Genomic DNA, 21,126 nt, shown 5'->3' on the forward strand with positions numbered 1-21,126 from the left:
TAGTTATATATGTGTTATTCATCAAAATCTTTTATCTCACCATTCAAACTACTCAAAAACGCATCACTTTGCGCGAGCAAAGCATTTAAGCGATCTTCATTGACGAGCCGTGTCATTTCATCAGAGCTAAACGGTTGTTCTTGACTGTAGTAGCGCAGCTCTCTAGCGTCCTCATTGCCCAGTGTTTGCAAATATTCATCCACACTGTCTGCACTGGAATCAGCAGCGCTAGAGTCTTTTTCAAATTGTTTATCGTCTTTCATTAAAACCACCTTATGCCGCTTGGGGTAATTAAGCCATCTAACGGCACATCCCACGGTTGACGCGCTAATTGCTCAACCACTTGAAAATCATAACACCAGCCTATCTTTAACGGCCTTGAAATCCCTGATCGATAGTTGTTACCAAGCGTCGTATCATAGAACCCGCCACCCATGCCCATACGATTACCGTTTAGATCAACCGCGACTAACGGGCAAATAATCACGTCTAGTTCTGCCGCCCAGAGCAGAGCACGGCTGTGGTTTTGTTTCATACCTAAGTGATGAATGCGAGTGGGGACATTGACCAGTTTTGAATGATAGACAGGCACAAAGCGCAATCGTTTATCATCATTACCATTGCTAGTACGGCCAAGTGAGCCGACGACTGGTAAGTAAGGAAAATAGCCTAAGCGTTGACACCAGTCTAATATTGGCTGAGTGGGTAGCTCACCAAATCCATCATAATAAAGCCCAATGCGTGCATGTGTAGGCAATCGCTGCTGTAGTTTGGTTAGATGTAAGCTCGCAGACTGAGCAAATTGTCTACGTTCTCCATCGCTCAACTGGCGGCGTTGTCGAGTAAAGTGCCGTCTAGGCGGATTGCTGATGACAGGTTCGGATAATTCAGCGTCTTTTGAGTCCGCATTATTTGAATCAAAGTTATTTGACTCAGGTCGTATTGGTTTAGGGTGCATAATTTTAGAGTGCATAGGTATCTTATCCAATGAAGTATCAGATTGGTGATGACAGGCGTTTTTAGACATTCGTTTTTAGGCATCGCTCAAGGCTATTTGTGAATATTCAACACGCCTTAGTCATGCTATCATAACGCCACTTTACATCGTATTTCCGTTTATGTGCAGCAGCTGTTGCACTTTTTATCGTTCAGTTATCTAACAACAAACCAGTAAAGAGGGTAGTTATGTCGACACAGAATCAGGCAACTCGTACCGAAAAAGACACCATGGGCAACGTGGAAGTCCCAGCTGACGCTTATTGGGGTGCGCAAACTCAGCGTAGCCGCGAAAACTTTAAAATCGGTGGCGAGACGTTGCCGCGTCCGATGATTGAAGCAATGGCATTGGTCAAAAAAGCCGCTGCGATTACTAATGCAAGCCTAGAGCGTATCGAAGGCGACAAGCGTGATCTTATCGTACAAGCCGCTGACGAAATCATCAATGGTGGTCTGGTCGATCAGTTCCCATTGGTTGTATGGCAGACAGGTTCTGGTACGCAGTCAAACATGAACATGAACGAAGTATTGGCCAACCGTGCTAACGAAATTGCTGGTTCTGAGCGTGGCAGCTACACGCCCATTCACCCAAATGACCATGTGAACCATGCACAGTCTACCAACGACAGCTTCCCAACGGCGATTCGTGTGGCTGCTGCTCGTCAAATCAACAGCTTACTGATTCCAGCGGTAAAAGCCCTACGCGATACGCTAGCGGCAAAAGCCAAAGAATTCGATAGCATCGTAAAAATCGGTCGTACGCATTTACAAGACGCGACGCCTTTGACTTTAGGCCAAGAGTTCAGCGGCTATGTGAGCCAACTTGACCATTCATTGACTCGTATCGACAACGCGCTACAAGGTCTATATGAATTGCCACTAGGCGGTACTGCGGTTGGTACTGGTCTAAACGCCCATCCTGACTATGCAGTAAAATCAGCTGAGCAACTAGCGACTTTGACTGGCTTGCCATTCGTTACGTCACCAAACAAATTTGAAGCACTAGCGGCTCGTGATGCAGAAGTATTTGCGTCAGGCGCACTAAAAACGCTAGCGGGCAGCTTAAACAAAATCGCTAACGACGTACGTTGGTTGGCTTCAGGTCCTCGTTGTGGTCTTGGCGAGTTGACGATTCCTGAAAATGAGCCAGGCTCTTCTATCATGCCAGGCAAAGTAAACCCAACGCAGTCAGAAGCAATGACCATGGTTGTCGCTCAGGTCATGGGTAACGACACAACTATCAGCATGGCTGGCGCGTCAGGTAACTTTGAGCTAAACGTGTATAAGCCAGTTATCGCCTTTAACTTGTTACAGTCTATCAAACTGCTTGGCGATGCTTGCAACAGCTTCAACGAGAACTGTGCCGTGGGTATCGAGCCAGTAAAAGACAAAATCGATGATTTCTTACACAATTCACTGATGCTAGTAACGTCATTGAACCGTCATGTTGGCTATGAAAACGCAGCTAAAATCGCTAAGACTGCTTATAAAGAAAACAAAACTTTGAAGCAAGTTGCGGTTGAGCTAGAGCTACTAACTGAAGCTCAGTTCGATGAGTGGGTAATTCCTGCTGATATGGTACATCCTAAGTAAGCAGTAGACCAAGCAGTAGATCAAGTAGTGACCTGCTACGGCTTCAGGCTCGCTTAATGTACGATAAGTACCATTTACACTCGTCTTTCTGGTAGCAGCGTCATATTTGTTCGACTGAGAATTTAGAGATAAAAAGACCTTGTCACTTCTTATATTAGAATGTGGCAAGGTCTTTTTTTTGCTTTCTAATTTGGCTATGTTTTTTTATTCATCCACACCAGTAAGATGCCACCGCAGTTAGAGCTATATTAGACCCCTTTATTTTTAAGCGAATATAAAATGATAGTAAATCTACGTGACTATATAAAGCAATTCACCACGTCTCAACAAGTTGGAATTTATATTATATTTTTTTTAATTTATTTAGGTTTGTTTATGAAAATTTGGGGCTTTAATATGATGACTGATAAGTTAGCCGAAGATCCAAGTAATTTCAAACAAGGATGTATGTATTATGAAAGTACATTTATTGATAAAAAAATAAATATGAAGATTTTGACTGTATCTATAGATGGCTATAAAGGTAAAGATATTCATATTTTTGCGAGTAGCTTTCCTCGTAATAAAAACTGGAAAGGTAATGATTACAAGGCTTTCGACAGTTTTTTAGAAACTGAAAAGAACAAGTGCCATCCTATAGAATATATAGAGATTCCTTTATTAATAGGACGTAAGATTTTTATCTACAATTATTTAGGTGATTTTGGTAACACCATGAGTCCCTCCAATATCACCAAGGACTGATACTATGACGATTGTTAAAACTAGAGTGTTAAATAAAAAAGACCTTACCACATCACGCGGTAAGGTCTTTTTTATATCAAACTTCTAAGCTCAACTAGAATTTATAAAGCAAACCAAGTGTCGTCGCCGCTTCAGTACGTGAATCTACCATTGGGCTATCGTACTGCTCATTTGGTACATAGCTCACGCTTTGATTGGCGAATCCTGCCCAGCGCTCATTAAAGTCATAGTTGGCACTGATATTGATATACGGATTTAGGCTTGAGTTAGATTTATAAGCGTCAACGCCTGTCTCTGCTGACTCTTTTTCACTGACACCATAGTAGTATTCATTGTAGTCAGCATCATGATATTCAAAGCCAATACTTGGATAGACCGTCAGCTTGCCTCTAGTAATTCTAGAAAGGTAGGTCAAGCGAGCCGTGTTACCGCCACTACGATCTAATACATCAGCACCTATCTGCGCGCGGATGCCACCGATAGCCGTACGACGCTGATAGCTTAGACCTGCTTCTGCTGATGATTTACGCTCATCCAAACCTTGCAGTGCGCCATTGGCATCATCAGGCTCAAACTCAGAACCCGCAAGCTTGGCATAAGCAGATAACTGATTGACACCATCATTGATCAGATACGCACCAGCTTGCGCACCGCGTACATAGACTTTATTGTTGTCATAAAATGCACCTGGTAGCACGCGCACTTCAGTACTGTCTTCGAGATCATAGGCTGATTTGACCGCCATGACATTGACCCCAACGCTAAGCTCAGCATCTTTGTCAGTCGGCAAGTTGTCATTAAAAAGTGCGGCGTTAGACAGGCTAGCCACACTAAATAGTGCAGTAGCGGTGAACGCGCTAAACATAGTACGTGTAGAGATATTAGGTAGCGCTGCAAGTTTTAACATAATTGGATCTCGTAAGTGAGTATAAATAACTGAGTGGTGCGGTTAAGCAAAGCGTGTTCAAAAGAGTAAGCAGTAAAATAAATCAGTAATGTTGGTCAGGATGCTGTTTTTGGAGTCTATATAGCAATGATAGATAAGTATGAGCATTTACTCAATGGCTTTTAGTACTTGCAGTAACTGTTGGTGGATATCTTGCCACCACCAGACAAAACCAATGCTGATAAGTAACATCGCAAGCCATGGTAAGAGCTGCCAAATAATAGAAGGCTTTTTAAGTGCTTCGGGTTCAATACTATTATGAACAGCTTCATGACTTAACGGTGGATTGTTAGCAGTAACGCTGTCGGCACTATTGTTAGTATATATGTCTGCCGTATTCGCTTCATTGTTGGCAAACGCAGTATCTTGCTCGGTTGAATTGGTATCAATATGCGGTGACTGGTCGATAGAAGTGGCATCATACGGACTTTGATTATCAGGTTGATTATGATACTGGCCACTATACTGACTGTTATATGATGGGTTATCGTGAGCGCTGTATGAATAGTTGGTTTGATAAGCGTTTAATGTGCGCTGCTGCTGAATCGCTGCGTTTTGTATAGCGACTGCTAGACGCTGACGGTAGCCAATCGCAAAAGCTAAGGCAATAACAAGCCCTGTGATCGCGCCGCCGATATGACCAGCATTATCGATACCCGGTACGGCAAAGCCATAAACCAAGTTGATCGCCATGATGATGATCAAGCTCTTGAGATTGAGTACCATGCCATTGACCGATATTTTAAACAGGGCAGCGATCAGTAACGCCGCACCGATACCCATGATACCACCAGAAGCTCCCGCTGATAGGCCGGGCTGTCCCGTACCATCCAAAATACTTTGCCACGTCACATAGCTATTGAGCAAGTTGCCACCGATGGCTGCCAACAAAAACAATGCCAAAAACTTGGCTGAGCCAAACAGCGGCTCGGCAATCTGCCCAAAGAAATACATGGCAAAGCCATTAAATAGTAGATGCATGAGACCAATGTGCAAAAACGCACTACTGGCCAAGCGCCATGGGTCATCCATCATCGTTAAGGGTAAGGCGTTGGCACCCCATTTAACTAACGCTTCAGTTGACGGGTTATTGGCATCGACGCCCGTGACTAGCTGCATGACAAATAGCCCGATAAAGCTGGCTAATAGCAGGGTAGTGACGGGCGCTGTTTTTAATAATTGTTGAATGGTCATAAAGGCTAACTGTCATCAAAAAGTTATAGAGACAGTATAAAGGGTATGAGCAAATTATGTTATGTGTAGCCGGTTTTAAACGTTGATTGTTCTACAATCAGCCGCTCTAAAAACGACCCACTTTGAGGTTTTCATACGTGCCTTTTACCAAGATATTATCCGTGACAGTATTGATATCGGTATGACCACAGAATGCCATGGATATATCACACTCTTTATAGATGATTTCAAGCGCGCGGCGCACCCCATCTTCACCATACGCCCCTAATCCATAGAGAAAAGAGCGACCAATCATCGTGCCTTTTGCCCCCAGTGCAATGGCCTTTAGTACATCTTGACCAGAGCGAACGCCACTGTCTAGCCATACCTCGATATCGCTGTCTTCTGCATGGACAGCTTGCACGATGTCCGATAGAGCAGAGATAGAAGATAACGCGCCATCCAATTGACGCCCACCATGGTTTGAGACGACTAGGGCATCTGCGCCACTACGAGCAGCCATGATCGCATCTTCAGGCTCCATGATACCTTTTATGATAAGTTTACCGCCCCACATGTCTTTGATACGCGCCACATCATCCCAGCTCAGACGCGGGTCAAATTGCTCTGCCGTCCAAGCAGAGAGTGATGACAGATCCTCTACATTTTGTGCATGACCGACGATATTGCCAAACGTGCGGCGTTTGGTGCCTAGCATATTCATACACCACTGCGGCTTGGTCATGAGGTTTAGGATATTGGTCAGTGTTGGTTTGGGCGGCGCTGATAGACCATTTTTGATATCTTTGTGGCGTTGTCCGAGCACTTGCAAATCTGCTGTGAGAATCAATGCTGAGCAATTGGCTTCTTTGGCACGGCGAATGAGATTGGCCATAAAGTCCTGATCACGCATGACATAGAGCTGAAACCAGAACGGCTTACTGGTATGAGTGGCAACATCCTCGATAGAGCAGATACTCATGGTCGAGAGTGAAAAGGGCACGCCAAACTGCTCTGCTGCTTGTGCCGCTTTGATCTCACCATCTGCCCACATCATGCCCGTAAAGCCCGTTGGCGCAATCGCGACTGGCATCTTGACTGGCTCACCAATCATACTCGTTGCCAGACTGCGGTTATCCATATCGACCAATACGCGCTGGCGCAGCTTGATACGGTCAAAGTCAGTCTCGTTATTACGATAAGTGGTCTCAGTCCACGAGCCTGAATCGACATAGTCATAGAACATACGCGGCACTTTGCGCTCAGCGACACGGCGCAGATCTTCGATTTCGGTGATTTTAGTTAAGTCTTTCATAGGTTTATCTCTTATTGCTGTTATGTTTTAACTAGAAGGCAACCTTAACCTAACGCTACTAGATCTAGTTTAATAGCGTCAGCTTGCCTGATTATCATCCATTCAGTTTTCTACGGGAAAATTTGCCACAAAAAGACATCAGTCCAAAGAATGTTATGGGCCAGAGAACGGCTAAAGCCCACCACCATATTTGACCGAAGATGATAGCCATACCGATCAAACCTGCTTGCACGACATAATAAATCATCGCTAGCAGTGTTTTGCGAATCACATAGCCTTCTTTATCCACCAAGCCGACTACTGCGCAAGCAGCTACCACATTATGCACCGAAATCATGTTACCAGCCGCACCACCCACAGCTTGCAAGGCTATTACTTGTGCTGCAAGGTCGCTATTGAGTCCGATCTGATTGGCTGTTGACCATTGAAAATATGAAAACATCATATTGCTAATAGTATTTGAACCGGCGATGAAAGCACCCATTGCCCCAATCCATGGAGACACTAGCGGCCACGCATTTTGAAAAGCATCGGCAGCACTTTCAGCCAGTAATATTGGCATAGCCGGTAGCGCAGTAGCGACTTCAGCGGCTGAGCCTGAATTAATGAATACTTGTACCATAGGCACCGAGAATAGCAAAGCTGGTGCGGCAGCAACCATGGTCTTTGCCGAGTTACTCCAACTGCGCTTTACCGCTTGGCTATTCATTTTGAACAGTAAAATACATAATAAAGAAGTAATAATTAGAATGCTACCAGGAGAATAGGCGAGCTGTATCTTACTAGAGATTGTTGTACCAAAAAGATTAGTAAGGCTAATGGTTGTTAAATCCCCTACCAGAAAAGCTTTGAGTGGTGCAATCACTCGAGTTATGACCAATAAGGCAATCACAATGAAATAGGGCGAAAATGCACGAATTAAAGAGAACTTTGGGGTTGCTGAATCATCATATTTTACCTCGTCTAAAGTACCCAGCCAGTCTTTGTCCCATTTTGCGCGAGGGGCAAAATCAAAAGTATCTTTAGGCATCAAAAAACCACGCTTAGCAGCGGGAAGTACAATTAACAACCCAATGAAACCGCCAATGAGTGAAGGGAACTCAGGCCCTAGAAATTTAGCAACCAAAAAATAAGGAATAGTAAAGCAAAGACCTGCAAAAATGGCAAATGGCCATACTTTAAGCCCTTCTATGAAGGAGCGTTTTTCACCAAAGAACCTTGTCAAAAAAGCACTTAAAATTAAAGGTATCAAAAACCCAATAAGCGCATGTACAAGGCCTACGTTAGCTGTAATCTGTAATAAATAATTTTCGGCAGTAGTAGGGGCAATGGACTGTGCTAAATCTTGTTTATCAGTAATACCAGACCAAACGCCAAGTAGTAGAGGCGTACCAACTGCACCGAATGATACGGGTGTAGATTGAATGATAAGAATAACCATGACCGATGCCATCGCTGGAAAGCCTAAAGCCAACAACAGCGGAGCACCCACTGCAGATGGTGTTCCGAATCCTGATGAACCTTCTACTAAAGAGCAGAACAACCATGCCACAATGATCGCTTGGACGCGCCTATCAGGTGAAATATCCATAAAGCCCTTACGTATGGCGACAAGAGCGCCGCTTTCTTTCAGCGTATTCAGCAGTAAAATAGCTGCGAATACAATGAATAAAATAGTAAGTGCCACAATAATCCCATTAACAGTAGCAGCCGCTACCTGAGCAGCACTAGCGTGCCAAATGAAAAAGGCTAGCAGAGCTGTCACCAAATAGGCAATACTCATAGCTATCTTAGCTGGCAGGCGCATAACTATGAGTAGTATGAATACAACGAGAATTGGCGCTAAGGCTAAGAAAGTGTACATAATTAACAGTCCTTATTGTTATTAACAGTCCTTATTGTTGTGTATACCAGCTTATTTTTTACTGGTTTTAAAGTCATACTAAGTTATTACTATAGTCAATACACTCTAAAAATGTCATAGCGCTACTGGGATGAATTTTGCGCAGCCTCTGGGAACGCAGCACGCAAGTAAAATTTATACCAGTAGCGCGTTTAAATCCATAACAGTTTTACATTCAGCTAACTATATTTATTAAGGCGTGTTAAACACGCCCTAATAGTTGCTCTTAGGTGCTTTCGCTGAGAATTGTATGTATATGATTTAACAGAGTGCAAGGTTAGAGAGTTGAGATTATTGATCAGTAAATCATTAGCATTAGTATAATCAATTTACCAAACAGAATATAAAAGTAGTCTAGCAAATATTGAAATACCATACTAGCTAAAATTAGCGGTAGATATTCTAATATAAGAAATTTAAAAGCTCTATAACATCAAAACAAAGTGCCGTTAGTTGTGAGCTAACAGTTGCTGTAAATCCATGACTGAAAATGGATAGTCTAATCGTTTTGATGGAGTCAAAATCACAGGGATAGACGTGGCAAAATCCATCATCAGCGCCTCATCAAAGTCTGCAATATCGATATGTTGGTAACTAATTAGTTGTACCGCCTGAAACTGAGTGACTATTTGTTCAGCGATATCACATAAATGACAGCCCGAGGTGCCCAGTAGCCACCATTGATTGTTATTTTCAGTGGTGTTGAGGCTTGGATTTGCTGCAATAACACGCGCTCGTAATACTTCTATATTATCATCGTACATGGTTAGTCTCTTATCTTCATACTGATTGCAAAGCGCTGATGCTCAGCACGCGCTTATTTAAAACATGAAATACTTTAACGGTCATTACATCATAAAGAAGTGGGGTAAATAATGACAGCGATTGTGAGATTAGGTAAGATGACCTGCTATTGATCGTTATTAATGACTAATGCTCAACAGTTAATGATTGGCTATATATAGCCCGTTTACAATCATTGATTCTTAGTTGATGTCTCATAGTCATTGATAGAGTATCAACCTTATCTTATTACTTTTTTAACCACTCGGATATCGCGCATGGCAAGTTTTGGCACATTTATCAAACGTCTGTTATTGGCAATTATGCTATTGGTTGTCGCATTCCATATATTGGTCGTTGGGCTACTATTAATTTGGAAAACGCAGCCAATTAACAACAGTATGTTTATGTTGACGCATCGCCTAACGGGCGGCACAGTCACTCAGACATGGGCTGAATATGATGCAATTGCCAAATCTGCCAAGCAAGCGGCGATTGTGAGTGAAGACTCGACGTTTAGTCAGCACAGTGGTTTTGACTTTAAAGGTATCAAAGCCGCGCAAAAGAAAAATGAAGAGACAGGTAAAATGTCTGCTGGTGGCTCAACGATTACTCAGCAATTGGCAAAGAACTTGTTCCTCACCTCGCATCGCTCTTATGTGCGTAAAGCTGAAGAGGCTGTCATCACTGTGATGATTGAGACGCTATGGGACAAACAGCGCATTATGACCGCTTACCTAAATGTGGCGGAGTTTGGCAACGGTATTTATGGTATAGACGCGGCAGCGCATCATTATTTCGATAAGTCTGCGGCCAACCTAAACCGAGATGAGTCAGCGCTTCTGATTGCGATGCTTACCAATCCAAAGTACTACGAAGACAATCAAGGCGATAAGCGTTTGCGTAACAAGCAACGTATTATCAAAAAACGCATGAAAAATGCGGTATTACCGCAAGCGTCTTAATCTTTTAAAAGAAGCCTTAACAACAAGAATAACGGGAAAGAATAATAGTTAATAACCTTTAAGACGATAGTATAAAGACGACGGCGTATCGATAACGCAAAAGGAGTAGTAACGTGGTAGAGATAAATAATAATCAGAACAGCGGTGATATGAACGAGATGATCGACGTTAATAGTGTGAGTGAAGATGGCAACGAAAACGTTAATAAAAATATGAGCGTAAGCAGTAACTATAATGATCTGACCGACATCGACTGGCAACGCTCAGAAGACGGCAGCTATTCACCCAGCAGTTATATCAATCGAGATTTGTCTTTATTACAGTTTCATCTGCGAGTATTAGCGCAGGCATCTAGTTCACGTCACCCATTGCTTGAACGCTTATTTTTCTTGATTATTTTTTCATCCAATCTTGATGAGTTTTTTGAGATTCGTGTCGCTGGTATCATGCAAAAGCTTAACATTGGTGATGTATCTACCAGTGCTCATGGCATGCGTCCTAGCGAAGTGTTAAACGAGATATCTATTATCACTCATGCTGCAATCAGCGAACAGTACCGTATTCTCAATGAGGATATCCTGCCAGCACTTGCGCTCGAAGATATTCGCTACCTCAAACGTGATGAGCTAAACGCTGAGCAGTCTGCATGGATGAAGCGCTATTTTACGGAGCAAGTCGTACCCGTATTGACGCCGATTAGTATTGATCCGGCACATCCATTCCCGCGTCTTGTAAATAAAAGCTTAAACTTTATCGCTACATTAGAAGGCAAAGACGCCTTTGGACGTGATATCAACTTGGCGATTGTGCCTGCGCCGCGCAGTCTACCGCGTGTGATTCGTCTGCCAGATGAGCTAACTGGTGGTAAAGAGCATCATGTGATGCTATCCGCTATTATTCATGAGCATATCGGTGAGCTATTTCCTGGGATGAGTGTGACAGGCTGTCATCAATTTAGGCTGACACGTAATGCCGATTTAGACTTGGCTGATGATGTTGAAGACATTGCCAAAGCACTAGAAGGCGAGCTTGAAAACCGTCGCTTTGGTGATAAGGTGCGCCTTGAGGTCACAACCGATTGCCCAACACATATCAGTGAGTATCTGCTTAATGAGTTTGAGTTGCATGACAATCAGCTATACCGTGTCAATGGCCCTGTGAATCTGACGCGCTTGCTATTTGACTTTAATATTCCTGCGCTGCGCTATCAGCCATTTACTCATGTAGTGCCAAAGGCATTTCGCCGAGAAATGGATAAGTCAGATAAATCGACCAGTATGTTTGCTGCCATGCGTAAAAGCGATGTGTTAGTTCATCATCCTTTTCATGCGTTCTCACCGATTATTAATTTACTTTGGCAAGCGGCCAGCGATCCTAAAGTATTGGCAATTAAACAGACTTTATATCGTTCAGGCACCAATTCGGAAATCGTCAAAGCACTTGCCGCCGCCGCTCGTAATGGCAAAGAAGTCACGGCTGTTATTGAGCTGCGTGCGCGTTTTGATGAAGCGTCTAATATCGCAGTTGCTAACTATCTACAAGAAGCAGGCGCGGTCGTGGTCTACGGTATCGTAGGTTACAAGACCCATGCCAAGCTCATGCTAATCGTACGCCGCGAGGACGATCGAATCCGTCGTTATGTTCATTTAGGCACTGGTAACTATCACGCGGCCAATGCCAAAGTCTATACGGACTATGGTCTGTTTAGCGCCGATCCTGATATCTCAGAGGACGTTCATAAAATATTCCAAGAGTTAACCGGCATGGGTAAGCCTGCCAACCTCAAAAAACTATTACATGCACCGTTTACTTTGCATGAGAAATTGATGAGCTTTATCGATGATGAAATCGCTCATACCAAAGCGGGTAAACGTGCTCATATCATTATAAAAGCCAATGCGCTCACTGAGCGCCGCCTCATTGATAAATTATATGATGCCTCGCAGGCAGGCGTTAAGATTGAGCTGATTTTACGGTCTATGTGTTGTTTACGTCCGCAAGTAAAAGGACTCTCTGAAAATATTACAGTACGTTCTGTTATCGGTCGGTTTTTGGAGCATACGCGCGTTTATTATTTCTATAATAATGGCGATGAGCGTCTATACTGCGGTAGTGCAGACTGGATGGATCGTAACCTATTCCATCGCGTAGAAGTGGCGTTCCCGATTGAGAACAAGAAACTGTTTAAGCAGATTTATCAAGATGGCTTGATTAACTACTTACAGGATAATACGCAAGCGTGGACACTTGATGGCACTGGCGTTTGGCAGCAGCTACAGCCAGCAGCAGGTGAGGAGCCACATGTCGCACAAGAGCATTTACTAAAAACAATTAATCGTGTCGAGGAATCTAGCTAATCCGTAAAAGCACCTTTAGGTGATAATCAACTATTCGATTATCTATCTAACCAAGCACTGGTAAATACTGGTGCTTGGTTTTTTTGTGCTCACCAATTGCAAAAGTTACAAACTGACTTGCAACCTCACAATTATTCACATATTGATACGGCAGTACACTGGTGCATTACCCAAGGTCATACCTATAATTAATATCAATTCCGACGCTACTTGAGAAGTATTGGTTGCTCATTTAAGCGTTGGTATAATCTCGAAACATATATCTATTTAATATTCCAAAACCACGTAATCAAATCATAATAATAGGAAATAAACCATGAGTACTACTAACGATGACAATTCAGATATCAAGCAAGCTGCAGAACAGGTAAATGGTCAGGAAGTTGGGAAGAACTTAGCAGAGAATAAAAAAGTCGACGCTCCTGAATCATTAAGCGAAGAAGAGCAAACGCCTTTTATCGATGATGATCTACGTACTGATAAGTAATCTACGACATCAATCACCGACCTAATATACGATAATAACCAATAATAAAGCGAGGGATACGCCATGACTATGCAAGAACCAGTAGCAACGGAAACAGAAGAAAGAGTAATCGTGGATGACCCTGCTGCTAACGAATTAGAAAACCCTAAAGATAGCTATGCAGGCCGCAAGCACAAGCCTGAAATAGATGGCCCTGAGCAAGACTCACAAGAGACTGACGAGGTGTATGCTGATCCACGTAAAGAAGAGAATCTTCCTGCAGGTGGCAAGAACGCAGCAGAACTAAGTGCTTATGACTTGAGCCGAAAAGGTAATGAGTAAAGGACTATAGATAACAGCGGGCCAACCAAATCGATAAAATTATAAATATAAAAAGAGGATATGATAATGCAAGCCAAAGACTCAGCAATAGACAAGACAAAGGTACTAGGATCTGACGATCATAGTGCAATTGAAAGAAATACTACTGAGAACAAAGGGACTGATACTTTTGATGAATCTGTGGTCGACTCAGAACACGTAAATGATAATGACAATCCAGCGCGCCAACCAGATCGCCGTGATCAAGAGGGCAGTACCGCGTTTGATGACAATATCAATGAAGATACTGTCGGTAGTGCAGCACCGAAGAGTGAAGGTATTAATGATCTAAATCGTTATGCCAATATCGATAACGCACAGACTCGTATTTTAAATCCTGATGAGAAAGATTAAACAGGAGTAAATTTCGAAAGGTATATAGTGTTCCTTGGGTTAGACGAGTAATTATTATAGTAGGGAGTACCAATGAATAACTCAAATAATGAAAGCGTCAATAGTGATCATAACTTAAAAGATGCAGATGACAATAATGGTATTGTCCCTGATGATGCATTACAAAAAGCAAATCCAGCCGCAGCAGAAAAGGCTACGGAAGATCATGATCCGCATAATGTCGCTAAAAGTAATAAACAGTATGACAGTCCATTGATGGAAGATAAAAAGTAAAAACTCACTACATCAATAGCTATTAGTATTTGTACATAAATACGCATTTGTACATAAACAGAAAGGCACTGTGTTTGGTAAGAGTATATAACTCGTATCAAACACAGTGCCTTTTTTGCTTACTATATTTTTACTTTCGACATTATATAGGTAGACATATTTAGGTAAGGCGTGGGTTTTAAGCAGGTGTACCACTATGAAAACGTAGCTCAGCATCTGGGCTACTTATTAATTCAGCCTCTACTTCCTTAAAGAAAGCAACTCGCTCATCGATATTCTCATCTGATAATGATTGAGCGAGTGCAAGATAATCTTCGAAATGACGACTCTCTGACTTGAGTAGATAACGATAATACTTCGCTAAGCGTTCATCATCAATGACTTCGGCCAACGCGGCAAAACGTTCACAAGAGCGTGCCTCAATAAATGCCCCAATTATTAATACATCAACCATCGCTGCTGGCTCGTAAGTGCGTTTGTGCTTCAACATACCCTTAGCATAGCGCCCAGCACTCAGATATTTCCACTCTTGACCGCGCTCATTCATGATACCTAGTACTTGCTCGTAGTGCAGCATCTCTTCACGTATCAGCTGCGCCAGTTTACGTTGCAAGTCATACGAGAACTCATAACGAAATATCAAATTCATGGCAGTGCCAGCGGCCTTTTTTTCGCAGTTAGCGTGGTCTTGAATGATCATAGGTAGGTTTGCAATCGCGGCATCTACCCAAGATTGCGTGGTTCGAGCACCTAAAAAGTTATAAACAGGAGATAAGTCTACCTTTATAGGAGTGCGCAGATGCGTAATATCGATACTGTCTTCTTCAGGCAGCTCTTTTTCGATTAAATCTGTTTCGGCACTATTATTTACAGTTTGAGAGATATTTTCTTCGACAGAATTTTTCTCAATGCCCTTGTCATCTATAGTATTTGCTGTTGATTGTAATGTTGCGAGGTCTTGTTGATTGATAGTCATAGTCTAAGGAAGCTTTATTTATGAATAGTAATACCAGTAATTATATCGTTAGTCTGACCTAGATACGATGCTAAATAACCGACAGTCACCAATAGGTATTTATTAATAGATAACGGTTAAGCATAATTAAAGGTATCAATGATTACTTACTGTTTATATTAATTTTGCTGCATCTAATTTCTAGATGATGATTATAGCTCCTAGAGTAGGCCACTTATAGACTATCATTATTAAACAGCCTAAGTATTTACTTAGTGAATGGTGTTTCCTTGTTAATTTTATTATTTGATAGTAGGATGAGATTTTGCTCTTTAAGCATTTCGTTTTACTAGAACATCAAATTTGTAGATATATCTTCTCAGAAAAATTAGAGAATCAAAGATTCCACAATGAATGAGATATGAACGTTTAAACCTCCCAAGATTAAAAAATCTTAAACAGTTACTGTCACAACTCAGTATTAGTACCCCTCACGAACAGATAAGGATAACAATATGAGCCAGTCTTCTAACACCAATCGTATTCAAAAAGGCAGTCTTGCCATCGATCAGCAGTTATATGACTTTATTGAAAACGAAGTGCTACCGAAAGTCGGTGTGGATTCAGACGATTATTGGTCAGGTTTCGAAAAGGTTATTAAAGAATTTACCCCGCGCAATAAAGCGTTGCTTGCGACTCGTGACAAGATTCAAGCGCAGATTGACCAGTGGCACCTAGATAATCCTGCAAAAGATGGCGAAATCGACTATCCAGCTTATAAGACATTCCTACAAGAAATTGGTTATTTGCTACCTGAAGGCGAAGCATTTACGGTTGATACCAAAAACGTCGATGATGAAATTGCGCACATTGCAGGGCCGCAGCTAGTCGTACCAGTTCGTAATGCTCGTTATGCGCTTAACGCGACCAATGCGCGTTGGGGTAGCTTATACGATGCTTTGTATGGCACCGATGTTATCAGTAGTGACAATGGCCAAGAAGCGGGTGGTAGCTATAATCCTACTCGCGGTGCCGCTGTTGTCGCTTACGCCAAAGCGTTCTTAGATGAGCACTTCACACTAGCATCAGGCTCTTACAATGATGTGACTGGCTTTAAAGTACTCGATGGCAAGCTCGAGGTCGTACAAAGTGATAGCAGTACCGAGCTAAAAGATACGGCTAAGTTTGTTGGCTTTGTCGGGGAAGCTGAAGCTCCTACAGGTGTACTGTTAAAGAACAACGGCTTGCATGCTGAGATTCAAATCGATAGTAATCATCCAGTGGGTAAAGACGATCCAGCAAATATCAAGGATGTACTGCTTGAATCTGCCATGACAGCTATTCAGGATTGTGAAGATTCAGTCGCTGCGGTAGATGCAGAAGAAAAAGTCGAAGTCTATCGTAATTGGCTTGGCTTAATGAATAGCGACCTACAAGAAACCTTTGAAAAAGGCGGCAAGACGCGTACACGTAAGCAAAACCCAGATCGTGAATATAACACGCCAGATGGTGGCAAGCTGATCTTGCCAGGTCGTTCGCTATTATTAATTCGTAACGTCGGTCACTTAATGCAGAACCCTGCCATCTTAGTCGATCTAGGCGATGGTCAAGAGCAGATATTTGAAGGCTTAATGGATGGCTTAATCACGCCACTATTATCACTTAATGATATCAAAGGCAAAAACGAGCTATCAAACTCGCGTCAAGGCTCAATGTATATCGTGAAGCCAAAAATGCATGGCCCTGAAGAAGTTAAAATGGCCAATGACTTATTTAATGCATCAGAGGATCTATTAGGTCTAGAGCGCAATACGCTTAAAATCGGCATCATGGACGAAGAGCGCCGTATGACGGTGAACTTAAAAGAAGCAATCCGCCAAGCTAAAGAGCGCGTTATCTTTATTAACACAGGTTTCTTAGATCGTACTGGTGATGAGATGCATACCAGCATGAATGCAGGTCCATTTGTACCAAAAGGCGAGATGAAATCGCAAGCATGGCAGCCTGCTTACGAGCAGTGGAACGTCGATATCGGTCTAGAGACAGGCCTACAAGGTCGCGCGCAAATCGGTAAGGGTATGTGGGCTAAGCCTGATGAAATGAAAGAGATGATGGATACTAAGGCTGCTCATCCTAAGTCTGGTGCTAGCACTGCGTGGGTACCATCACCAACGGGCGCTACCTTGCATAGCATACACTATCATCAAGTAAGCGTGGCTGATGTACAAGACACGCTAAAATCACGCGAGCGTGCTAGCTTGGATGACATCTTGACCATTCCATTGGCAAAAAATACCAATTGGACAGAAGAAGAGAAGCAGCAAGAGCTTGAAAATAATGCTCAAGGTATCTTAGGGTATGTGGTACGTTGGGTAAACCAAGGCGTAGGCTGTTCCAAAGTACCTGATATCAATGATGTTGGCTTGATGGAAGATCGTGCTACCTTACGTATCTCTAGCCAGCATATTGCCAATTGGTTACATCATGATGTGGTAAGCGAGCAGCAAGTGATGGACACAATGAAACGTATGGCAAAAGTCGTCGATGAGCAAAATGCAGGCGATAGTGATTACCAGCCAATGGCAGATAACTTTGATAACTCTTATGCATTTAAAGCAGCCTGTGATTTGGTCTTTAAAGGACGCGAGCAGCCTAGTGGTTATACTGAACCATTGTTGCATCAAGCGCGCCTTGATCTAAAAGCCAATGCTTAGAGAGGCCGGCTTAGCAATGGGTATTTTAGCGTATGCTGAAGCCTAAGGTGTAGTATCTAATCTTGCTCGTTTGTAACGCTAAATATGTCATAAATACGCTGGTCGATTCTTCATAAGCGCTATTTATTTATCAATGGATAGCGCTATTTCTTGGGCAATTATTTTGTTTTTATTAAAATATTTTAATACTATAAGTAATGATATTAATCAATAAAAGCGCTATCTGCTTGAGTAGATAGCGCTTTTTTTTGTAGCTATTTGGATTTTATAGGTGACTTGTCATTTGATACTGGGGGTATCGAAAAAGCGAAAAAATATGTTGCAAATTATGTCAAAGTTGTTATGCTTGTACTCGAAGTATGAGTTTGGTAACGGATGTTACGCAATGGAGTGATAAAGACCAAACGTTACATGGCAGTTGCGTTGTTTAATCCCAGTCATGTGTGTCATGGTTTTTTACCTTACTGTAATAGAAATTCGCCACACTTGTTTCTGACTAATCTCGGTAGCCAGTTACACATTATATCTTTGAGGATTTGTGACGATACCATTATGGGCGCCAGCTAATAATAGCTTGCTCATTACTAAAATTGTAAAGTGGAGATACCCCCATGAAAAAACTACTTTTAGCGACAGCAATCGCCGCCCTATCTGTATCTGCAGCACAGGCAGCACCTACCGTTTATGGTAAAGTATTCGTTACTACTGATTACGTTAATGCTGAAATTGATGGTCAGAATATGGATAATAATAACAGAATTAATGAAGACAACGGTTCATTACAAGTTAATTCTAATATTTCACGTTTAGGCTTCAGAGGCTCTGAAGCGATAACGGCCAACACTGACGTAATTTACCAATTAGAGTACGGCGTTAAAGTTGATGATAGTGGTAGCGATAACATTGGCTTCAAAAGTCGTGATACTTATTTAGGTTTAAAAAATAAAGACTTCGGTGAATTCCGCTTTGGTCGTAACTACACAGTCATTGACTATATCAATAACGTATCAGTTAATGAAGGTTATTGGGATAATCTTGGCTCTAGTACTCTGAACAACAACGACAGCTTTGCTAATATTTTGACCCCGACCGTTGGTAACCGTATCAATAATTCAATCGTTTGGAAAGCGCCTAAATACAATGACCTACCATTAGCGCTTGCGCTGATGTATGGTGCTGATGAAGACTTTATATCTGAGAGTGATCGTGACGCAGGCTATGGTGCCTCATTGATGTTTGATCCAGGTACAGGCATTACCGCTGGTATTGCTTATGAGCAAGACATGAGTGTTAGTGGTGATATTATCCGTGGCAGTGCTAGCGTCGATTTAGGTAAATATATCGCAGCTCCTGTAAAGTTAGGCGTTCTATATCAAGAAGCTGACTATGCCGGTACTACTACTGCAACAGAGGACGGTTTAGTGGTGAGTGCTGAAATGGGTCTTTCGAATTTTGCCCGTCCAGCCTCTGTTTATATTCAGTATGACAAAACCGACAATATCAGTGGTCTTGAGAATAATGACTCAAATCAAGTCGTTGTAGGTGGCAAATATGCGTTTAAAAATAATATGATCGCTCATGCCTATGCTGGTCTAAATTCAGCGGAATTAAACAATGGTCGTTTTGGTTCGAGAGACGAAGACGGCAATGTTAATGAAATCGACTTACGTGGTGATATTGATGTACTCGCTATCGGTGGCGGTCTAGAATACTTATTCTAATCTAACCATTAGAATCTAAATAAAAAACTCATCCTTCGGGGTGGGTTTTTTTGTTTTGTAATCAATACTGTGTCTTGAACAACAGCGTGTCTTAAATAACAGAATCCGTAAAATTAATAATAACATTTGTGTAAATTTTGGTTTTTTCACCTTACTGTAATATTTGGTTGGTAAAGTTGTGTCTAAGTAATGCTTCTAGCTCATATATATAAATGTTCTATAGGGTAGTCACCCTGCCATTATATATATCGGCCAATCTTAACCAATTTATCAAAAAAATTGTAAAGTGGAGATGTCTTTTGAAAAAACTATTTTTAGCCTCATCAGTCGCAATGCTATTAGTATCTACAGCTCAAGCGGCACCGACTGTTTATGGCAAAGCATTTGTTACCGCCAACTATGTCAATGCTTCATTCGAACGAGAAGCTATGGACGATAGTAGTATAAGCATTAATGAAGACAACAGTTCAGTAGAAATCGCATCAAAATCTTCACGTATTGGTTTCAAAGGTTCTGAAGCCATGACTGCCAATACTGATGTGATCTACCAATTAGAGTATGGAATCAAGGTTGATGATAGTGGCAGCAGTAACATCGGTTTTAAAAGCCGTGATACTTATCTGGGTCTAAAGAATAAAGACCTTGGCGAATTCCGCTTTGGTCGTAACTACTCAGTCGTTGATTATATCGATAATGTCACGGTCAATGAAGGTTACTGGGACAATGTGGGTGCTAGTAGTTTAAGCAAAAATACACTAGCCAATGCTTTAACCTTAGCTGATGGTTACCGAGTTAATAACTCTATCGTCTGGAAAGCGCCTAAATACAATGAGTTACCATTAGAGCTTGCGTTGCAGTATGGTGCTGATGAAGACTTTATATCTGACGATAATAGTCGTGACAGCGGCTATGGTGCCTCATTACTATTTAATCCAGGCAATGGCTTTACGGCTGGTGTTGCTTATCAGAGTGATCTGGCTACTAAAAATCCCAGTAGTACTAATACGGGCGGCGATATGATCCGTGGGACGGCTACTGTCGATCTAAGTAATTATGTTGCTTATCCAGTAAAAGTGGGCGCTCTATACCAACAAGCTGATTTTGATGATACTAATGAAACTGAAAAAGGATTGATATTAAGTGCTGAGATGGGTCTAAGTAACCTCGCTCGTCCAGCCTCAATATATGCACAGTACAATAAAACGGATAACTTAAGAGGCATTAATGAAAATAATTCAGATCAAATCGTCGTAGGCGGTAAATATAGCTTTAGAAAGAATATAATTGCACATGCTTATGTCGGTAATAACACTGCAGACTTAAAAAATGATCTTTTCATTGCTGGTCAAGATGACGGTGATAAAGATATTCTTGTCAGAGCGCGTGGTGATGCTAGCGTCTTCGTGGTCGGTGCTGGTCTAGAATACAAATTCTAATCTAAACATTAGAAAACGTATTATAAAAAACTCATCCTTCGGGGTGAGTTT

At 42.0% G+C, this 21,126-nt stretch carries 19 protein-coding genes; 11 read left to right on the plus strand and 8 right to left on the minus strand.

What is annotated here, in order from left to right; genetic code table 11:
• Positions 1 to 14: 14 nt before the first annotated feature.
• Both CXF60_RS12790 and CXF60_RS12795 read right to left on the minus strand, forming a co-directional pair.
• Complete coding sequence (locus CXF60_RS12790; protein ID WP_102092239.1) at positions 15 to 263, minus strand: hypothetical protein; 249 nt, start codon at positions 261 to 263, stop codon at positions 15 to 17.
• A complete protein-coding gene (locus tag CXF60_RS12795; protein ID WP_228707133.1) occupies positions 263 to 973 on the minus strand; it encodes a 5-formyltetrahydrofolate cyclo-ligase in 711 nt (236 codons plus the stop codon). The genes CXF60_RS12790 and CXF60_RS12795 overlap by 1 nt, the downstream gene beginning before the upstream one ends.
• 212 nt (positions 974 to 1,185) lie before the next feature.
• Here CXF60_RS12795 and fumC point away from each other — a divergent pair, with 212 nt between their 5' ends.
• Both fumC and CXF60_RS12805 read left to right on the plus strand, forming a co-directional pair.
• On the plus strand, positions 1,186 to 2,589 hold the full coding sequence (gene fumC / locus CXF60_RS12800) for a class II fumarate hydratase (RefSeq protein WP_102092240.1): 1,404 nt from the start codon (positions 1,186 to 1,188) through the stop codon (positions 2,587 to 2,589).
• Positions 2,590 to 2,964: 375 nt separating this feature from the next.
• Complete coding sequence (locus tag CXF60_RS12805; RefSeq protein WP_228707134.1) at positions 2,965 to 3,333, plus strand: hypothetical protein; 369 nt, start codon at positions 2,965 to 2,967, stop codon at positions 3,331 to 3,333.
• Positions 3,334 to 3,427: 94 nt separating this feature from the next.
• Here CXF60_RS12805 and CXF60_RS12810 read toward each other — a convergent pair whose 3' ends face one another.
• The 5 genes from CXF60_RS12810 to CXF60_RS12830 all read right to left on the minus strand — a co-directional run bounded on the left by CXF60_RS12810 (position 3,428) and on the right by CXF60_RS12830 (position 9,434).
• Positions 3,428 to 4,240 (minus strand): MipA/OmpV family protein, encoded by an 813-nt coding sequence (locus CXF60_RS12810; protein WP_102092242.1) that lies wholly within the window; start codon positions 4,238 to 4,240, stop codon positions 3,428 to 3,430.
• A gap of 147 nt (positions 4,241 to 4,387) precedes the next feature.
• The gene (locus tag CXF60_RS12815) at positions 4,388 to 5,473 is read right to left on the minus strand and encodes a rhomboid family intramembrane serine protease (protein WP_102092243.1); all 1,086 of its coding nucleotides are present in this window, start codon (positions 5,471 to 5,473) and stop codon (positions 4,388 to 4,390) included.
• Between the two features lie 106 nt (positions 5,474 to 5,579).
• The gene (locus tag CXF60_RS12820) at positions 5,580 to 6,767 is read right to left on the minus strand and encodes an alpha-hydroxy acid oxidase (protein WP_102092244.1); all 1,188 of its coding nucleotides are present in this window, start codon (positions 6,765 to 6,767) and stop codon (positions 5,580 to 5,582) included.
• A 94-nt stretch (positions 6,768 to 6,861) separates the two neighbouring features.
• Positions 6,862 to 8,631: an L-lactate permease gene (locus tag CXF60_RS12825; RefSeq protein WP_102092245.1), complete on the minus strand. Its 1,770-nt coding sequence runs from the start codon at positions 8,629 to 8,631 to the stop codon at positions 6,862 to 6,864.
• Positions 8,632 to 9,119: 488 nt separating this feature from the next.
• Positions 9,120 to 9,434, minus strand: coding sequence for a glutaredoxin family protein (locus tag CXF60_RS12830; RefSeq protein ID WP_102092246.1), 315 nt, complete (start codon positions 9,432 to 9,434; stop codon positions 9,120 to 9,122).
• Positions 9,435 to 9,731: 297 nt separating this feature from the next.
• Here CXF60_RS12830 and mtgA point away from each other — a divergent pair, with 297 nt between their 5' ends.
• From mtgA to CXF60_RS12855, 6 genes are all read left to right on the plus strand, one after another.
• Positions 9,732 to 10,418 carry a monofunctional biosynthetic peptidoglycan transglycosylase gene (gene mtgA / locus CXF60_RS12835; RefSeq protein ID WP_102092247.1) on the plus strand — a complete coding sequence of 229 codons (687 nt, stop codon included), beginning with the start codon at positions 9,732 to 9,734 and terminating at the stop codon, positions 10,416 to 10,418.
• A 212-nt stretch (positions 10,419 to 10,630) separates the two neighbouring features.
• Positions 10,631 to 12,775: a polyphosphate kinase 1 gene (gene ppk1, locus CXF60_RS12840; protein WP_228707140.1), complete on the plus strand. Its 2,145-nt coding sequence runs from the start codon at positions 10,631 to 10,633 to the stop codon at positions 12,773 to 12,775.
• A gap of 316 nt (positions 12,776 to 13,091) precedes the next feature.
• Positions 13,092 to 13,262, plus strand: a complete 171-nt coding sequence (locus CXF60_RS14505) for a hypothetical protein (RefSeq protein WP_180958152.1) — start codon at positions 13,092 to 13,094, stop codon at positions 13,260 to 13,262.
• Between the two features lie 63 nt (positions 13,263 to 13,325).
• Positions 13,326 to 13,583 (plus strand): hypothetical protein, encoded by a 258-nt coding sequence (locus tag CXF60_RS12845; protein ID WP_102092249.1) that lies wholly within the window; start codon positions 13,326 to 13,328, stop codon positions 13,581 to 13,583.
• A gap of 66 nt (positions 13,584 to 13,649) precedes the next feature.
• The gene (locus tag CXF60_RS12850) at positions 13,650 to 13,976 is read left to right on the plus strand and encodes a hypothetical protein (RefSeq protein ID WP_102092250.1); all 327 of its coding nucleotides are present in this window, start codon (positions 13,650 to 13,652) and stop codon (positions 13,974 to 13,976) included.
• A 72-nt stretch (positions 13,977 to 14,048) separates the two neighbouring features.
• On the plus strand, positions 14,049 to 14,249 hold the full coding sequence (locus tag CXF60_RS12855) for a hypothetical protein (protein WP_102092251.1): 201 nt from the start codon (positions 14,049 to 14,051) through the stop codon (positions 14,247 to 14,249).
• Positions 14,250 to 14,427: 178 nt separating this feature from the next.
• Here CXF60_RS12855 and CXF60_RS12860 read toward each other — a convergent pair whose 3' ends face one another.
• The gene (locus CXF60_RS12860; protein ID WP_180958153.1) at positions 14,428 to 15,225 is read right to left on the minus strand and encodes a MiaE family protein; all 798 of its coding nucleotides are present in this window, start codon (positions 15,223 to 15,225) and stop codon (positions 14,428 to 14,430) included.
• A 494-nt stretch (positions 15,226 to 15,719) separates the two neighbouring features.
• On the opposite strand from CXF60_RS12860, the gene CXF60_RS12865 reads away from it, so the two are divergent.
• The 3 genes from CXF60_RS12865 to CXF60_RS12875 all read left to right on the plus strand — a co-directional run bounded on the left by CXF60_RS12865 (position 15,720) and on the right by CXF60_RS12875 (position 21,075).
• On the plus strand, positions 15,720 to 17,918 hold the full coding sequence (locus tag CXF60_RS12865) for a malate synthase G (protein ID WP_102092252.1): 2,199 nt from the start codon (positions 15,720 to 15,722) through the stop codon (positions 17,916 to 17,918).
• A 611-nt stretch (positions 17,919 to 18,529) separates the two neighbouring features.
• A complete protein-coding gene (locus tag CXF60_RS12870) occupies positions 18,530 to 19,639 on the plus strand; it encodes a porin (RefSeq protein ID WP_102077670.1) in 1,110 nt (369 codons plus the stop codon).
• Positions 19,640 to 19,938: 299 nt separating this feature from the next.
• Positions 19,939 to 21,075 (plus strand): porin, encoded by a 1,137-nt coding sequence (locus CXF60_RS12875; protein WP_068036869.1) that lies wholly within the window; start codon positions 19,939 to 19,941, stop codon positions 21,073 to 21,075.
• Positions 21,076 to 21,126 lie beyond the last annotated feature (51 nt).

The sequence above is a fragment of the Psychrobacter sp. 4Bb genome (assembly GCF_002836735.1).
Taxonomy (GTDB): Bacteria; Pseudomonadota; Gammaproteobacteria; order Pseudomonadales; family Moraxellaceae; genus Psychrobacter.

What these genes read in the sequence shown, in the direction of transcription:
- CXF60_RS12790 (WP_102092239.1), bottom strand. Translation starts at nt 263, where the DNA reads ATGAAAGACGATAAACAATTTGAAAAAGACTCTAGCGCTGCTGATTCC.
- CXF60_RS12795 (WP_228707133.1), bottom strand. Translation starts at nt 973, where the DNA reads ATGCACTCTAAAATTATGCACCCTAAACCAATACGACCTGAGTCAAAT.
- fumC (WP_102092240.1), top strand. Translation starts at nt 1,186, where the DNA reads ATGTCGACACAGAATCAGGCAACTCGTACCGAAAAAGACACCATGGGC.
- CXF60_RS12805 (WP_228707134.1), top strand. Translation starts at nt 2,965, where the DNA reads ATGAAAATTTGGGGCTTTAATATGATGACTGATAAGTTAGCCGAAGAT.
- CXF60_RS12810 (WP_102092242.1), bottom strand. Translation starts at nt 4,240, where the DNA reads ATGTTAAAACTTGCAGCGCTACCTAATATCTCTACACGTACTATGTTT.
- CXF60_RS12815 (WP_102092243.1), bottom strand. Translation starts at nt 5,473, where the DNA reads ATGACCATTCAACAATTATTAAAAACAGCGCCCGTCACTACCCTGCTA.
- CXF60_RS12820 (WP_102092244.1), bottom strand. Translation starts at nt 6,767, where the DNA reads ATGAAAGACTTAACTAAAATCACCGAAATCGAAGATCTGCGCCGTGTC.
- CXF60_RS12825 (WP_102092245.1), bottom strand. Translation starts at nt 8,631, where the DNA reads ATGTACACTTTCTTAGCCTTAGCGCCAATTCTCGTTGTATTCATACTA.
- CXF60_RS12830 (WP_102092246.1), bottom strand. Translation starts at nt 9,434, where the DNA reads ATGTACGATGATAATATAGAAGTATTACGAGCGCGTGTTATTGCAGCA.
- mtgA (WP_102092247.1), top strand. Translation starts at nt 9,732, where the DNA reads ATGGCAAGTTTTGGCACATTTATCAAACGTCTGTTATTGGCAATTATG.
- ppk1 (WP_228707140.1), top strand. Translation starts at nt 10,631, where the DNA reads ATGAGCGTAAGCAGTAACTATAATGATCTGACCGACATCGACTGGCAA.
- CXF60_RS14505 (WP_180958152.1), top strand. Translation starts at nt 13,092, where the DNA reads ATGAGTACTACTAACGATGACAATTCAGATATCAAGCAAGCTGCAGAA.
- CXF60_RS12845 (WP_102092249.1), top strand. Translation starts at nt 13,326, where the DNA reads ATGACTATGCAAGAACCAGTAGCAACGGAAACAGAAGAAAGAGTAATC.
- CXF60_RS12850 (WP_102092250.1), top strand. Translation starts at nt 13,650, where the DNA reads ATGCAAGCCAAAGACTCAGCAATAGACAAGACAAAGGTACTAGGATCT.
- CXF60_RS12855 (WP_102092251.1), top strand. Translation starts at nt 14,049, where the DNA reads ATGAATAACTCAAATAATGAAAGCGTCAATAGTGATCATAACTTAAAA.
- CXF60_RS12860 (WP_180958153.1), bottom strand. Translation starts at nt 15,225, where the DNA reads ATGACTATCAATCAACAAGACCTCGCAACATTACAATCAACAGCAAAT.
- CXF60_RS12865 (WP_102092252.1), top strand. Translation starts at nt 15,720, where the DNA reads ATGAGCCAGTCTTCTAACACCAATCGTATTCAAAAAGGCAGTCTTGCC.
- CXF60_RS12870 (WP_102077670.1), top strand. Translation starts at nt 18,530, where the DNA reads ATGAAAAAACTACTTTTAGCGACAGCAATCGCCGCCCTATCTGTATCT.